General features: G+C 57.0%; 8 protein-coding genes. 3 read left to right on the top strand and 5 right to left on the bottom strand.

What is annotated here, in order from left to right:
• The first annotated feature begins 38 nt into the window (after positions 1–38).
• The 3 genes from ACPRTJ_RS13985 to radC all read left to right on the top strand — a co-directional run bounded on the left by ACPRTJ_RS13985 (position 39) and on the right by radC (position 2,590).
• Complete coding sequence (locus ACPRTJ_RS13985; protein ID WP_426427034.1) at positions 39–1,043, top strand: YqaJ viral recombinase family protein; 1,005 nt, start codon at positions 39–41, stop codon at positions 1,041–1,043.
• Positions 1,044–1,120: 77 nt separating this feature from the next.
• A complete protein-coding gene (locus tag ACPRTJ_RS13980) occupies positions 1,121–2,041 on the top strand; it encodes a hydrolase or metal-binding protein (protein ID WP_426427033.1) in 921 nt (306 codons plus the stop codon).
• A gap of 51 nt (positions 2,042–2,092) precedes the next feature.
• Positions 2,093–2,590, top strand: coding sequence for a RadC family protein (radC, locus tag ACPRTJ_RS13975; RefSeq protein ID WP_426427032.1), 498 nt, complete (start codon positions 2,093–2,095; stop codon positions 2,588–2,590).
• Positions 2,591–2,989: 399 nt separating this feature from the next.
• On the opposite strand, the gene brxL is transcribed toward radC, so the two are convergent.
• The 5 genes from brxL to brxC all read right to left on the bottom strand — a co-directional run bounded on the left by brxL (position 2,990) and on the right by brxC (position 16,582).
• The gene (brxL, locus tag ACPRTJ_RS13970; RefSeq protein WP_371039668.1) at positions 2,990–5,071 is read right to left on the bottom strand and encodes a BREX system Lon protease-like protein BrxL; all 2,082 of its coding nucleotides are present in this window, start codon (positions 5,069–5,071) and stop codon (positions 2,990–2,992) included.
• 12 nt (positions 5,072–5,083) lie between these two features.
• Positions 5,084–7,591, bottom strand: a complete 2,508-nt coding sequence (pglZ, locus tag ACPRTJ_RS13965) for a BREX-1 system phosphatase PglZ type A (RefSeq protein ID WP_426427031.1) — start codon at positions 7,589–7,591, stop codon at positions 5,084–5,086.
• On the bottom strand, positions 7,588–9,462 hold the full coding sequence (locus ACPRTJ_RS13960) for a DUF262 domain-containing protein (RefSeq protein ID WP_426427030.1): 1,875 nt from the start codon (positions 9,460–9,462) through the stop codon (positions 7,588–7,590). The genes pglZ and ACPRTJ_RS13960 overlap by 4 nt, the downstream gene beginning before the upstream one ends.
• A 1-nt stretch (position 9,463) precedes the next feature.
• Positions 9,464–12,949: a BREX-1 system adenine-specific DNA-methyltransferase PglX gene (gene pglX / locus ACPRTJ_RS13955; RefSeq protein ID WP_371039665.1), complete on the bottom strand. Its 3,486-nt coding sequence runs from the start codon at positions 12,947–12,949 to the stop codon at positions 9,464–9,466.
• A gap of 90 nt (positions 12,950–13,039) precedes the next feature.
• Entirely contained in the window at positions 13,040–16,582 is a 3,543-nt protein-coding gene (gene brxC, locus ACPRTJ_RS13950) for a BREX system P-loop protein BrxC (RefSeq protein WP_371039664.1), read from the bottom strand.

Here is a 16,582-nt window from a genome sequence, read left to right as displayed (position 1 = left end):
TGCTGATCCGGGCGTTTTTATGCCTGCAGGTGAAGACGATGAAAGCAACGTCATTGAATAGCAGCACCCGCAAGAAACGCCCTGCCCTGCGTTTGGTCAGCACCAAAGAGCTGCCGCGCGAGGATTGGCTGCAGATTCGCAAGCAAGGCATCGGCGGTTCGGACGCCGCCGCTGCAGTCGGTCTGAATCCCTACAAGTCGCAGTTGGAACTGTGGCTGGAGAAGACTGGCCGCGACGGCAGCATGCCCAAAGCCGATCCTCAGGATGAGGAAAGCCCGCTGTACTGGGGCAATATCCTGGAGCCTATCGTGGCCTGGCACTACAGCAAGCGCAGCCAGCATAAGGTTCGACGGATCAACGCGGTGCTACAGCATCCCGATCCGGCGCTGCCCTGGATGCTCGCCAACATCGATCGCGAGGTGATCGGCGCCGACGATGTACATATCCTTGAATGCAAAACTGCCGGCATAAACGGGGCACGCCTCTGGAAAGAAGGCGTGCCCGAGTACGTGCAATTGCAAGTCATGCACCAGCTCGCCGTCACTGGCAAGCAGGCCGCTGATGTAGCGGTCCTGCTCGGTGGTCAGCACCTAGAAATCCATCGCATCACACGCGACGAGGCACTGATTGCTCGGCTGATTGATCTGGAGCGGCTGTTCTGGGATTACGTCGTCAGTGACACCCCGCCACCGGCCGATGGCACAGCATCTGCGGAAGCGGCTTTGCGCTGCCTCTACCCCGAGGATAACGGACAGACTCTGGACTTCAGCCAGCACACAGAGCTGGCCAACACTTTCCTGGAACTCAAGTCTATTCGCCAGAACATTGCCCAGCAGGAGACACGTGAAGCGCAGCTCAAGCAGGTTTTGCAGCAGGCCATGGGGGGAGCCACCCGTGCAGAGTTTGCCGGGGGCTACATCAGCTGGAAGAAATCCAAGGACAGCATTGGTCTGGATGTCGAACAGATGCTCAAAGACAAACCATACCTGCAGGCCCGCTATCCCAAGGCCAAAGCCGGAAGCCGTCGCTTCCTGATTGGCTAAAGCTTTCTCCTCAACCTAGCCACCTGGACCGCCCACGTCCCGGTGGCTTTTTTATTTTCAGATCACGGAGTACCACCATGCTCAAAGGTTTAGCCATCACCCCGCCGGTACTCGGGCGCATTTCCATCGGCAAGGTCGTCGAGAAAAACGGCAAGCGCCTACCCAAGAAAGACGATCAATTCACCATCACTTCGCAGGTACATAGCCGTGATGGCTGGTTGCTGCATCCATTCAATGAAGAACTGCGCAATGGCCAGGATGGTAAATTACGCAGCATTCCGATCCGTTTGTTGTTCAACGAACCGGACCTCAACTTTCGCGCGGACTACAGCCTGTTCGACTGTACCACCGGCAGACCGTTGTGCGTCGGCAACGGTAAAACGTGCAAGCGTTTGACCAAGGACGGCATCCAGTCGCTGCCCTGCCCTTCACCCGATGGCTGCCCACTGGCCCAAGGCAATGCCTGCAAACCATACGGTCGGCTGAACGTGGTGATTGGCGATGATGACCCACTGGGCAGCTTTGTCTTCCGAACCACTGGATTCAATAGCATCCGCACCCTGGCCGCGCGCCTGCATTACCTGCAAGCCATCTCGGGCAATCGCCTGGCCTGTCTGCCACTGGAGCTGCGTCTGCGTGGTAAATCCACCCGCCAGAGCCATGGCACGCCGATCTTCTACGTGGATATCACAGTGCGCAGCGGCCTAAGCCTAGAAGACGCCTTGCGCGCCGCCAAGCAACTAGAGGAAACCCGGCAAGCTGCGGGCTTTGACCAGAACACCTTGGATCGCGCGGCCCGACAGGGTTTTAGCAATGGCGCCTTTGAAGACAGCGAGGAGGACACCGGCGCCATCGTCGAGGAATTCTTCCCCAGCATTGAAGACCAGCCAAGCCCTGGAGAGTCCCAAGCCCAACCGGCAACACCTGGAAAACCCTCACTGGCTCAGAAGCTAGAGTCCCAAGCCTCCCGGCACCACGGCAGGCCCTCAATCCAGTAACGCCCCTCTCGACTTCCTTCCGCTCGCACGCATTCACACAGGAATACTCGTATGAAATACCACAAGCTCAAGGCCGGTGAAACAACCGGCACCTATGTCATGGACTCACCTGTCACCGAGGCTGATATCCTGCAAATGGCCCAACAACTGGCAATGAGCCGACTCTCCAAAGGCCGGGCATTGACCGATCCAAAGCAGGTCTTCAGTCACCTACAAACACTGCTGCAATATCATGAGCACGAAGTCTTTGCGTTGCTGTTGCTTGATACCAGGCATCGGGTGATTGCCTTCAGAGAGCTGTTTCGAGGCACATTGGATGGAGCCAGCGTTTACCCACGGGAAGTGGTCAAGATCGTCCTGGAGAACAATGCAGCGGCCGTAATACTGGTCCACAATCATCCCTCCGGTGACCCAGAGCCCAGCCAGGCTGATCGTACACTGACCACCACCCTCAAGAACGCCCTTAATATGATCGGTACCCGGATATTGGATCATGTCATCGTGGGCTATGAGGGCTGTATCTCCTTGGCCGAGCGGGGTTATCTGTAATCGAAAAGTTATTCATGCCATCCGATGGACTGCCCTTGGCCAATGCCAGGGCGGTCTCGGGGGCGGTCCCTTTACTTATTTTTTGTCATGATCGAATGAGCGAACGGGGTGGACGCCCGCATTGGCAAAGTGCCATACCCTCGAACAGCTCGGCCAGGGTGTCGATAAACAGGCTCTTACTAAAGCGCCGAGGACGGAGAGGAAGTGGTAGTTGCCTTCCTCAATCAGCATAGGGCGATGCCGGTCTTGTCGACGTAGTAGCAGCCATCCTGGCGAATGCGTGCGGAGGTCTGGAAACGATAGGCAGCTTCTTGCGAGACATGGCGGGCGACCTGTAGACAGATGTGGCGATTTTAGGTCAGACGGTTGAACTGACCGAGCAGTATTCAATCAACATACTCAAACCCGAACATACGTCACATTGAACTCCTTGCACTGCCGATGCCGCTGCATCCGGTTGGCAAAGTTGAATGCGTCGTTGAGCTCAAAGCGCTGGAAGATATCGAGCCCTCGACTCAGCACGAGCTTCCAGCCGTGATCAGTCGTGATGTCCCGATCATGCTTGGTGCCTGTGGCATCGTATTCCCAAGTGAAATGAATACCTACGCTGCTGCAGGCATCAGCGATCTTTTGCAGGCTTTCAGTCTGCCGCTCGCCGTTGAACTCATCCTCGACGGTCACGACATGCACTTCCACTTCATCCTCTTCCTCTCGCTGTTTGCTGACAGTTTCCAGCAGTTCCATCAGGTTGCGCAGCTGGTGAAATAGCCGCAGGTAGGGGTCGGTAATCTTGATGTGTGTTGCCCCAGCCAAGTAGGGGCCGAACAACTTGTCGAAGGTCACGCCGCGCTGGTTTTCCTGGAAAGCCAGGTGCTGCTCCCTCAGCTCAGGCTCTTTGCTCCGCGGCGCAGCAGGCCGCACAGGCGCTGCCGTGGCGACGTGGCCATCCTCCGTCGCCACTGTGGCTTCGATGCTTCCGAAGAGGTCGATCTCGGCCATCTCGGCAGCCACACGGCGGTGGTACTGATTCGGGTACTCCCCCTCTTCCAACGTACACACCAGCTTTTCCTGGCCATCAGCCCCTTGGTAGGCAAAACGTACCGCTGGGTAGGTCGTATCGATGCGTAACAACTGATCCTTGACGCGCTTGCGTCCTTCGATAGCACAGCGCAGCACCTCCTCCACCTCGGTTTTCGAGGCCTCTCCGTGTGGGTAGAGGATCTTCATCAGCCCGGAGAAAGTCTTGTTGATACCGTCACGGTCACGGGTGGAAATGTCGTCTGAAAGGCTGAACATCCCCTTGTAGCGATCCGAAAAGTCATGGCTACGCAGCGAGCGGAGGATCTCGGCCAGATAGTCCACTACGAAGCCGTAACCCGAGGAGAACATCTCGCCACGGATCACATCCACTTCCCAGCCGGGAATGTAGCTGTGCAGGCGGTCGAGGAAGGCCGAGTCGTGGAACTTCTCAGGCAGCGGGTCGAACAGATCGCTGTGCTTGAGCATGTATGGCACGGTGTGGTCGGTGTTGCCGACGAACACCATGCTGGCTTCCGCTCCGAGGGTTTCCACGCCCCGCGAGAACGACTTGTTGGCCATGTAGTTCTTCATGATATCGACCAGCGCCTTGTCCACGCGCTTCTGCTTGCCGGCGAACTCGTCGAAGGCCACCACATCCCAGTAGCCCACCAGACCGAGCTTGCCCGTGCCGTTGTGGACGAACAGCTTAGGCACCGTCACCTCGCCACCGGAGATCAGGATGCCGTGAGGCGAGAACTCTGAGTAGACATGCGACTTGCCGGTGCCCTTCGGCCCCAGCTCGATCAGGTTGTAGTTGCGCTCGCAGAACGGAATCAGACGGATCAGCTGCAGCAGCTTGTTGCGCTTGCCGAACATCTGAGGGTTGAAGCCGACGCTCTGGATCAGCAGGTCGATCCACTCATCGGTGGTGAACTGCTTGCGGGCATCCAAGTAGCCCTCGAAGTCGAAGCGGGAGATCTGAATCGGCTTGAGCGATGCCAGCACCCACGGTGAGGCCGACTTGTCTTCGGTGTACTCGTACTCCAGATCGGCGATGCACCACACGCCGCCGACCAGCAGCTTCTGGTGGGCCTTCACCGTACTGGAGTCGATCAGCACCTTCTTGATTCCGAGGTTGGCGAATTCCGCCTCGTACACGTCATCCTTGTCGTTTAGGGAGACACTGACGCGGTCGATCACCTTGTGCCGGCCTTTCTCCTTGATAATCGAGCGTACCAGACCTGCTTCATTGCGATGCACATAGTGCTTGCGCAGGATCTCCTTGACCGTCTCGATGCCGGCCTGGATCGTGGCCTCGTCGTTGGTGGCGCAGTACTGGCCCAGCAGATACTCCAGCACATAGGAGGGCACGATGGCGTTGCCCTTCACCGCCTTGACCAGATCCTTGCGGACGACCAGGCCGGCGAAATGCTGATTGATCTTGTCATCGAGCTGACTCATGAAGGCTCCCGCTTAAAAGTCGAATTCACTGGTGAACGAACGACGAATCGTATACCGAGCAGCCTTGTACCGGGTGAAATGCGAGGTGCCTTCCACTTGCTCTTCAAGCCGCAGCTCCACCTGCTGGTTGTTCGCCTCCTCAGCCTGCCGACTTAGGATGAAGCGTACCGACAGCTCGCGCTCACGCGGATTATCCGACGCGAAGTCGAAGGTCAGCTCATGCGCATCCGAGATCAACTCACCGTCCAGCGTATACAAGCCTGCGCGTAGTCGGCGGGGTTGCTTCTTCTCGGTGACTGCCTCGGTCTGATACAGCACCACGGCCAACTGTCCGGTGGTGATGGTCTTGCCGCCAGCGCCGATGAACTCGACTTCCACACGGCCCACATCGCTCTGGCGTTTCTTGTTGATGCGGACGACCGGAATCACCACCTCCTGCAGCGTCGCCCCGCCATGCACGAAGCGGCTGCCGGAGCCCTTCAGACGCAGACGGTTGATGGACTTGGGTATCTGCACCTCCAGAGTTCCCTCCAGACCCAGCTGGTCAGGGCTGAAGGTCTTGAAACCGGCCTGGCTACGCAAGCCACGCCCCAGTACAAAGCGCCGGTCGCGATACAGCACCTCATCACCATCCGGCTCGCTGCTGAGGAAGTCGCTCTCCTCCAAGAGACGGTTCTGGTAGATGAAGCCGTGGTCTGCAGTGATCAGCAAATTGCTGGCATTGGAATTGGTCAGTTTCTTCACCAGGCGAACCAACTCGGACAAGGTTTCCTCAGCCGCCGCAAATACCCGCTCCTCGGTATCACGAGTATCGCCGGTCTTGTCGATCAGGTTGTGATAGACATAGACCACATCGTTGTCACGCAGCAGGGATCGAGAGTCGGCCTGGTTCATCGCCAGCAGATCCTTTGCCAGGACTACTGCAGAGTTCGGCACCACTGCTGCTAGGATCTTGCCACGATTGGCTGTCCCCTGAGCGCTCTGCCCATTCACCACTGCGTCGCCGCTGTCGTTTTCAGCCAGCTGCAGTGTCTGGTTGGGCAACAGTGCCGCCATGCCCAGCTGGGTGTAGCTCGGCAGCATCGACAGTGCCGGCTCTAGCTCGGCTTCGAAGCGATCCTCGCGGCGAATCAGGCTTTGTAGCTCCTCGCCAATCTCGTAGCGGAAAGCATCTGAGATAACCACGCAGACCTTGGTCCTGCGCTCGACGAATGGCTTCACGTAGCGGCCAAAAAAATTCCGCTGCAGCATGATCGGTGTAGCTTCCCAGCGCTGGGCGGCATCGACGTGCTGCTGCCAGCGGTCATTGAGACGCACCAGGAAGTTGTTGATGTACAGGTTCTCGACCTGGGTGTTGAGCTCCTCCAGCAAAGAGGCCTGCCCCGACTCGCGGGCATGGTAGATGAACTTACGGTACAGCTGATCCAGCCGATACCAGCTCTGAGCATACTTCTCCACGCCATCGCTCAGCGACGTCATCTCCAACTTTGTCGTATCCAGCAACTGCAGAAGCTGCGCAGCATGGTCAACCGACAGGTAGACATCCTCGAAGTGAGCAAACCAGTGGCTCTGCCGGCGCTGGCGTAAACACTGCGCGACCTCCTGCGCAGTCACCGTCCTCGCTACCACCGCATGTACCATCTCGCTGAGGATCTTGCGGTCGATCAGCTCAAAGTAATCCAGCTCCATCAGCTTGCGGTAGTCGAGTCCATGCAGCCGGTCGCCGATCTGCAGCACTTCGGCGCACTTCTCGGAGAGCAGCTCGAAGCTCTGCTCATGGGAGCGACTGTCCTTCCAGCGCTTGAGAAATACAAGCGATTCGGCCGATAGACGTGCCTTGTGCTCTGGATCGGTGCCCATCAGGAAACAGGCCTTGAACAGCTCGATGACGAAGTCGCGCAGGCCTGCCCTTTCCGAGACATAACCGTAGGCACGCTTCATCTGCTCCCAGAGGAAACTGCTCAGGCCACAGCTCTCGATCAGCTTAATCTGCGCATCGCCGGCACTGGCCAGCTCGGCCAGTAGCTTCTCCAGGATCACATCCAGGCGCGGCGCAGTGTCGGCGCAGACCGCAAGCATCTTGAGACGCAGCATATTGTCCGAGTCCCCCTGCTGCTGCAGCTTGCGCAGATCCTCGCGCCGCTTGGCGGCCTGGAAGAACGCGACATGGGCCTCCAGCAACGGATAGCAATCTGGCCCCAGTTCCAGCTCGGCCAGCCACAGGGCGACCTGATCGGTACGGAAGCAGTTGCCACTGGCCAACTGCACATCGAGCAACCAGTTTTCCAGATGCGGCGGCTCAGCACCCTCGCGATAAAGCAGGAACTTCTGCTCCAGCTGCTCGCGCAGAATGCGGTACTTCACGCCGAACTCGTTGTTAGCCAGCTCGATCTTTTCGACCCCCGAAAGCTCCAGCGCCTCAAAGTCAGCGCGGAACTCCAGCCTGTTGTCGTACCAAAAGACGATGCGCTGCTTGTCGAATAGGTTGGTTAGCGCCTGGGTGATTTTTGGGTTGCTCATGCCACTGCCTCAAATTCTTCCTCGTCATCCAGCACCTCTTCGGATACCGGCAGCGCCCCGCTGACCACCACATTACAACGCAGACGCTGCAGGAGGACCTCACGCCGTGCATTGCAGAACGCCTGGAAGTCCTCGAAGCGCAGGCTGTCTCCCTCTTCCAGCAGCAGATCAGATGGTTTGATGCCACACCTTTTTTCAGCAAGCCATTCGTACAGCGGCATATCCTTCTTCGATCGATTCTGCGAGGCATTAAGCAGGTGCAGATTGGCAATCGAGTTCCAGTTGAGCGGGTTCCGGTAAAACGCCAGCCGCTCGGGGTCATTCTTAAGGAAACCTTGTTTGGAAAGCTCTGTCTGGGTAAAAGCGCTTTTCGGGTGTAGATGATCAATGTCCAACTGCAGGTTTTCATTGATTTCGGGAAAGAGCAGACTCAGCACAGAGCGACACCGCGAGTCCCCATGCTGGATCTCGAGCAACCCTCTGAGGTACGCCTCGTCGAAGCGCAGATCCTTATTGGTCGCAGTGAATGCTTGGATGATTTCATCCAGAGGGAATGCTTTCTTGCTAAGGTGCTTGGCAAGCAGACGCTGCATTCTTGTGAGCACGCCATCGGCTTGACCACCAAACACCCCACGCAGAAGCACCATGTGCAACCAACGCGATAGAGCAAGGCGCTCCTCGCGCAGATGGTTGATATTGTTGATGCTCTGGTATAGCGGTTTATCCTGGAATATCTGCTTGTACAGGTAGAAGGCCAGAGGAATGACCGCATTCTTTGCTCTCAGCGAATGGTCATTCAGTCCGAAAAGACGCAACAGCTTGAAGGTTTCCACGATACAGGCCCGGATCTGCGGCCATTGCGCCTGAATGACGCCAACCTGATCAGCGTCGAAATTCTTGACCTTGAATCGCACATCAGCGCCGGTCAGCATCAGACAGGTCTTTAGAATCCAGTCACGTCCGACCGAGAACTGCATCTCCGAGCTCTGCCTGACCTCAGCGACCAGCTCGTCGATGTCCTTACGGGCATCGCCCTGCCAGTTGGCAATGGCGATCGACATCAACAGGTCGGAAAACGCCAGAGGTGTCCCTCCGCTGTTGGTACGAATGAACACGTCAAGGACATGATCGATGTCCTGGCTCTCTTCGTTGTAGAAGTGGATGACCTCTTCCCGCCTGACCAGGTAATACAGGCGATTCAGGGTCTTGACTGCAAACCTATTGGTATCCAGCCCCTGCTCCGTCAGGTACGGAAGTACGACTTCCATCAGGATCTCATCATCAGAGCGCACATCAGGTAGGCTCAAGACCTTACCCACTTCGAACCAAAACGAGGCCCTGTCACTCTTGTACGATGCGACCTGCTTCTCGGTCAGGAAGCGAAAGTCATACTGAGACATCGACTCGTTGTCATCCCCTTCGACGCCCTTGCTAAGATTGAGGTACAGCCGGCGAGGCGGGAGCGCCTGATCGTTGCGAGTATTGGGCCACCAGATTCGCGGCTGCTTATAGGCATAAGTGCCTTTCAAGCCGATATAGATGGAGGTCAGCCGCTGCTGCCCGTCGATGACTGCCTTGAAGTCTTTGAAGTCTCCCTGGGTGGGGACGTAGTCGTTGGACTCCTTGAAGCGCTGGCAGTAGTCGATCAGGAAGCTGTAGAAGCGGTATTTGTTCTTGATCTCCGGACTCGTGACATCCCACATCATGAATGTGTTGATCGGGTACTCACGCATTAGGGAGTCGAATAGCGTGCAGATCTGCTGCGTCGACCAGACGAAGTTGCGCTGGATCGCCGGTAACAGAAACGTCCGGTCATCGATGTTGCGTATCGCCTGGCGAATCGTGATCGCCTTTTCAAAGCGGCCTGCCATATCAGTCTTCCTTGGCTTCCAATCCTGGAATCTTCTTAAGGGCAGCTTCCAGCTTGAGGTAGTTGACCTTGACGCCATCATCGAGGTCCAGATTCAGCTTCCCGGAAGCAGCTTTTTGCGCAAGCGGGTAGAGGATTTCGCGCTCGTAGTCGTCCAGCTCAAGCAACTGCTTCTTGATTGTATCGGCCTCCTTACTGGCCTTGGTCTTTTCGCTTTGGCTGGCATCGGGGCTAATGGCCACTTTCTGCAAGTAGTCTAGCCGCGCGGCAAGCTTATCGCGGAAGTCGCGCAGGTACTTGAGTACCACGCTGACGGTATCAGGGCGGTAGCGGTGCAGGTAGATCAGTGCACTGAAAGTGCCCTTGGGGCTGGAGAACAACCAGTAGATCGGGCGCTTCTTGTAGCGTTTGAGGTGGTCGACGTAGAAATCCTTGAGAAAGTACTTGCGCACGACCTTGCCCAAGGCCTTTTCGATGAAGGCCAAATTCTCCTCGTAGTGATCATCGCCAAAGGTCACGCGCAGGAACTGGCGGAAGCGCTCAGTCACGTCGTCGGCGAACCACTCACCATCCAGCACTGGGATCACGTTGTCATTATCCGGCATGAAGCGGGGCTCAGGCACGTGCTGAAGGTATTCCGCCAGCGTATCTCCCTGATTGGCCAAAACAAGGCCCGGCTTGTCCAGGCTGTAGCGACCGAACATGCAACCGACTGCGTAGGAGATGAATTCGGCCATGGTGTCGGAAAGCAGGCGCTTTTCGCGGTCATCTTCAGTGACCTTCACGCCATAACGATAGGCTGGATTGCAGGTTAGGGTGATCTCCTCGACCGGTACCCCAGGGTTCAGCTCATTTTGAAGACCATAGGCGTCGATGAAGATACGGTTATTTTCTTCCTCCAGCCGCTGCATCTCGTCTGTTATGCCCTGCCAATGGGTACGCAGACGGGCATAGCTGGAATTCAGCGTCTCAGTCCAGTGCTGCGGCGAAAGTATCGAGAGCGTAGTGAAATCCCAAGAGGTTTCGTAGGAGTCCCAGTCAGATTTTGCGGTGTTTACCAACCAGTTTACGTAAGCCGATGCATCTCGAGTCTGAAACGGAATCTTCGAAAAGTAGCCTACATCGAAGTGCATTGCCGGACTGATCGCGTCGATGATGCCATCAATCACTTTCGAATTAAGAAGCGCTATGAGTGATGATGCTTTCTCACTCTCAGCAGGGAACACCGAGTGGGCATTATTTGCAAAAATAAACCCGTCCTGATATTTGCGAAAAGAGCTTTTTGAAGACGTCACGTCCGACCAAGATATGCTTGGCTGAAAGTATCGACTTTCGTTCCTTATCACGCTTTTCGGTTTGAGCGCTTTAATCCTACGTCCATTTTCTTCCCAGTCGACGATATGCTCTTGGTTTCCCGACCAACGACGGAACTCTCCACCTTTATTGTAAGGCGACCACTTCGAAGCGCGATCAGAGCCTGGCAAGCGAACACGGCTTACTGAAACTTCTGACCACTGTCGGACGAAAGTAGGATTATCAGACGTCGATAGGCCTTGGCAGGCAGTGAAAATCTCAGAAACAGGCGGAAGATCAGCGAAATTTTTGCGAAACTGTTCACTCACCCAATATGCGATCGGTTCACCCGGAAGTTTCTCGAAGTCTCTGGTTGATGCACGCGCCAGTCGCTCGTTTCTTGGTGGAAACTCTAAGGGGACACCATGATCATCCGACTCGAAATATCTTAGGCAGCAGAAATCGCCAACATGGTCGATGCGCCGCGCTTTTTCAAGGATGAAAGCTGTAGTGCCAAAGCTGATACCCATGCTCGTCCTCCCCTTACCGAGATACGGCATGTGGACCATAGAGTGCAGAGTATTTGACTCCAAGCATTTTGCACGCATGTCCTCAAATGAAGACAGAAACATCCAACTCTCCATTGTAACCATGCCGTTGAAACCATGGGAAACAACGATCCGCGAGCCTCGCTCTATGAACGCGGAGTAGAGGTCAACTTTCGCACTAGGGTAGTTTCGAAGAAGATAGTTTTGGATATCTGCATTCAGTCCTTTGAAACCCGCATACGGCGGATTGGCCACTACCACATGATATTTTGGCGAGAGCGCCTCGGCCATGCGCAGCACAGTCACCAATCGCTCTTGCACCTCTCTCAGCAGCAAATCGCCCCCAAAATCCCAAGCCTCAACAGCCCGAAGCGTCTCAGCTGGATCACGCAGCTTCGGTACGATAAGCGATCCAAAGTTCTTCACCTGCTCGAACTGCATCAGGGTCTCGCGCAACTCGTCCGTGAACAAGTCGCGGCCTATAATGGCAACTACGTCGTCTCGCTCATCCTGGGTGAAGCTCACGTTCTGCAGCACGCAGATATTGGGCCGTGCCTGCATACGAAGAAAACGTCGCCGGCCCAGCCTAGCTGCAGCCCTCATCACCAGCGCAAAGGCCGCGAGCGCTCCGGCACGGTCGTCGATCTCAACTCCATAGAGGTTATGGGTCAGAATCAACGCCGGGATCTCGGTCGGGTCATACCCCTCTTCCTCGTAGATTGCATAGAGCAGATCGAAGGCATAGGTCAGCATATGCCCCGAGCCACAGGCCGGATCACAGACGCGAATCTCTTCCGGGCTGGAGATGCGCAGGAAGTCCTTTTCGGACTCCTCCGGCGCGATGTAGTAGTCCATCTTCTCAGCCAGCTTCGACTGCGGACGATTGAGTAGCCACAGACGGCCCAGCGAGTTCTCTACCAGATAGCGGACGATCCAGTGCGGGGTGAACAACTGCGTTGCAGCGGGGATGTTCTCGGGCGTGATCTTGATGTTCTTCTTCAGCCCGGCGAAGACTTCATCTTTCTTCTCCGCAATGTAATACTGGTAAAGCCAGCCGATAACCTCAACGTCCTGGCAGACCTCCTCAGTCATCACCTCGCGCAAGCTGGTAATGATTGAGCCTTGCGACAGCAAGTCCCCGGGCATCAGCAGTTCGGTGTAGTCGTTGATCTGCTCGAAGAGGAATGGCATGTGCCGGTACCAGTGATTACATACCGACACCAGCAGTTGGCGATAGGCTTCACCTTGAGGATCTGAACTGGGTGCGTTGCCGGCCAGTAGATCCAGAACCTTTTCTCGCGTCTTGCCAGCAACCAATTCGTCGTCCAAGTGCCCCATCTTCGCCTCGGCGAGAATTTCCGGAGTGATCTGGCCTTCCATGGGCGTCAGCACACGGGGATTAGTGAAGCCATTGGCATCAAGGAAACGCAGGGCGCAGAAGCGGTTGAACCAGGTGTAGGCAACCTTCTCGATCACCTGCTCCTTGTTGGACTCCTGAATCTGCCGTTCCAACTGGGCTACAGCCTGCGGGATCTCGCGGCGTGCAGCACTGCTGGCGTGCAACACCTGTATCAACTTGGTTTCGACCTGCCTGCGCAGGTCGGTGCGTGCAGCTTGGGCGAACTTCTTCAGCTTGGTGGTTTCCATCTATCCAACTCTCCTGATCCCGGCACTCCACCGGGCAGTATCAACCTGGAGTGGCCCGCAGCAGGCAGGCCACTTGAATTCATTACAGGATCAGATCTGTACGCGGTTACCGGCCTGGATTTCCTGCAGCCATGCCTCACGCTGCTTCTGCAGATAGTCGTCCAGTTCGGCCTCGCTGGTCAGCCAGGGCTTGCCATAGCGAACCTTAATGCTACGAGCGGGCACTATGCGAGGTTCAGTCTCTTTGTGCACGGGCTGCTTGGGTTGTGCGTCTCCGCCTTGCAGCTCTACCTGTGGCTGTGGTGACGGCTCGAACGGCTCAGCTGGCCGCGCCATTTTTTCCAGAGTCAGCAGCAACTGCGGGTAGCGATCCTCTTCAAAACGTCGGCGCTGATCACGCAGCACTGCGATCAGCTTCTGCCCTTTCAGGGCCTGACGAGTCTCAGTGAAGGGCGCTGCGAGCTGCGCTTTGTGATCCGCACTCAGCGCTGCATAGCCGTCGGCACCAGACAGGCGCTGCTCCAGTTCATCAAGCAATTGCTCGCTGATCTGCTGCTCGCTAGCCAGCTGATTGGCAAAGACCAGCTGGAGCGCCTCCAACTGCGGCCTAGCCTGCTGCAGGCGGTTGCCTTGCCAAGGCTTGCTGTCGGCCAGCACAGCGCGGATAGACTCAACCTCAGCGACGTTCACATAGGTGAAGTTGTCCTGCTGCTCCTGCATCAATTGGCGGGCCTGTTCGTAGATCTCTCGCTGCGGGCTGCGCATGAAGCGCTGCAGCGGGTCGATGATCTGCTCCTTGGATTCGAGCAGCGCATCTTCCGCACGCGACAGGTCAGTCAAGAACCAGCTGGGGTTCTTCGCGGCAATTTCCTTGAGAGTTGCCAGCACGGCATCCAGAGCCACCAGGAAGGGATACTGCGCCTTCTGGCCGTGCAGCTCGGCCAGTTCCAGCTCCAGGTCCTTGATCGCATCGATGGTTTCACGGGCCAGAGCTCGGGCCTCGTTGCTGCTGGCAGGCCGATCAAAGAAGTCGGCGAAGAAATCCTTGAGCGTCCGCACCTGGGAGGCGGTGAATTCGATCTGCGGCTCCAGCACCAGCGTGGGGTGAGCATTGGTATTGCGCAGGCTGCGCTCCAGGAGGTCACCTTCCAGCGGGTTGCTGTCCTGACGCACCTCAACCTTACCGCGCGCGCAGAGCAGCGCGAGGTTGCAAAGGATGGCCGCGTAGTACCAGCCGTAGCTCTTGCGTTCGAAGCGCTCCAGCAAGCTCTTCACCGTGGTACGCACGCCACTGCGCGCATTGGTCTGGATGAAGGCGAGCAGTTCCTGCTCCGGCTCGCTCAAGCTGGTGGCGTCGTTGCCCAGCAGCCCATCCTGCCCCTGGCGCAGGTATCTGCCGATGTCGTTCTCGCTGAACACCACATCGCGCAGCATGCGCAGGTTTGGATAGGTGGTTTCGATGAGCTGGTAGAAGCCCTTGAGGATGCGGGTCTGGCCATCGTTGCTGGACACGTCCACATCGGCCGCATTGATAATCAGCTGCGCGTGGCCGAGCAGATACTTGGCACGCTCCTGCAACTCGGCCAGACGCTCGGTGTTCTGGAAGCTCTTTGCATCGAGTATGCGTTTGACCGCCTCCTGCTGGGTGTTGCTGTTCTGCCTGATGTACTTCTCGGTGCGCTTGTACATAGTCAGGTCTTGCATGAAACGCGCGTCGGCGGGCAGCACGACACGCAGCTCATCGCGCCCCATGCTCTGCATGCACTGCACCGTGAGGTTGTCGAAGTTGTCGCTGAGCGGCGTGACGACGTGGATGGCCAGCTCATGCTCGCGGCTGAGCACCCTGTCATCCATCTTGCGCGTGTAGGGGTAATCCTGGCCGTTCTCGTAGCGGATCTTGCGCTGCTTGATTGCGCCCTCGAACAGCAGCCCCTCCAGCTCCTTGATCACGTCGGCCGACTCGACCTCGGTGTTCTTGATCTCTTCCTCGATGTCCTTCTCTTCGTCGGTCAGGTACTCGTAGAGATCGCCATTGCGCTGGATGTAGGTTTGCTGCTCCAGCAGGTTGAGTGCAGCCTCCAGCTTCTTGCGCTGGGCCGGTACGTCCTCACCGAAGCGTTCCAGCATCAGCACACTGAGGTTGCGCAGGGTGGCCTTGAACTCCTTGACGTACTTGACCAGGAACAGTGCCTTGAGCACGCGCACGGCGTAGGGGTCACCCAGGTGACGTTCGGCGTTGTTGATCGCGCTCTGGATCGCGCTTTTCAGCGCCCCCCGAATGCCTTCGAACATGCGGTCGAAGGTCGCCAACTGCCCTACTGGCTCCGGGCGGATAGCTTTTGCCACATCTTGGAATACGCCGAGCATAGAGCGCTCACCCACCGAGTTGGCCTTGCCCTCGAACCCATTGTGCAGGGAAATGCCCCGGATGGCCGACTGGAACAGTGGGAACTGATACGGCACAAACGGGTAGCAGTAGGTGAAGTGCTCAAGATCGCGGAAGTTCTGGTAGTGCTGACCGCCATCGGCGAACTCGAAGAGCGTCTTGAAGTTGTTGAATTGCTGGTCGTAGACGCTTTTCAGCAGATCGGTACCCACCGAGTTCTTCGTCAGCAGACGCTTCTGGATCACCTCAGCCACGTCGGCGCTGGTCAGCTTGAGGCGGTTGGCAAAGCGCGCCTGGATTTTGGTGAAGTCGTTGCTCTGTTTCGTGCCCATTTCACCAAGCACCGAGCTCATGTCCTCCTGCGCCGTGACGATGATCCAAGCTCGCCCCTGGCACTTGGTCGCCAGGCTTTCGGCGACGGTCTGCAGGTTGGTCATCAGCTTGGTGTTGTCGTCAATGTACTGTCCGACCTCGTCGACGAAAAAGTTCAGGCGGAAGTTGGCTGGCTGCTTGTCCAGCCAGGCCTTGACCTGGATGCCGAAGTCTTCGATGGAGACGCTGTACTGGGTGCGGTACTTGTCGAGGATGCCCTTGGCCAGTGCCGGATCTTCGCCGGTGATCTGCGCATAGGCCTTGGCGATGTTGCCGGACTCCAGCAAGGCCTGCTCGCGACCGCGCTCCCAAGGCTTCTTGGCGATGCTCTGGTAGGCGTCCTTGAAGGCCTCGAACTGCTCGCGGCTGTCGAGATCACGCTCGAACTGGGCAATGTAGCCCTGCTTGCCGAAGTAGCCACACATCTCGTTGAAGACCTTGACGAACACCGACAGCAAGGCATCGGTCTGGCTCTTGCTGATGATGTCGGCTTTCTGGTCGATGTTGAACAGAATGCTCTTCGACGAAATGGCGACGGCCTGCTTGAGCTTGCTGCGCAGCAGCGCATCGTCCTCGTGGATCTTGGGCAGGAAGATGTCCAGCGCAGAGGTGCCATCGATGCGACGGTTTTCCAGCAGCAGAGCCAGCATCTTCAGCAGGTGCGACTTACCCGAGCCGAAGAAGCCGGATACCCACACCCCGTTGGCACCATGGTAGTCAGTGTAGGCGTCGAGGAAGTGCTCCAGGCGCTTGGCAACCTCATCGGTAAGGACGTACTCGCTCAGCTCGTCATACAGGCTGGCCTCATCGTCAGCCTTAATCACCCCCTCGATGGGGCGGCTGACAGGGTTCAGGAAAATACCGTTGAGCTCCAT

Source organism: Pseudomonas palmensis, assembly GCF_049942755.1.
In the GTDB taxonomy this organism is placed as follows: Bacteria; Pseudomonadota; Gammaproteobacteria; order Pseudomonadales; family Pseudomonadaceae; genus Aquipseudomonas; species Aquipseudomonas palmensis.
Note: the sequence above shows the minus strand (reverse complement) of the source record. Positions and strands in the feature narration are given on the sequence as shown.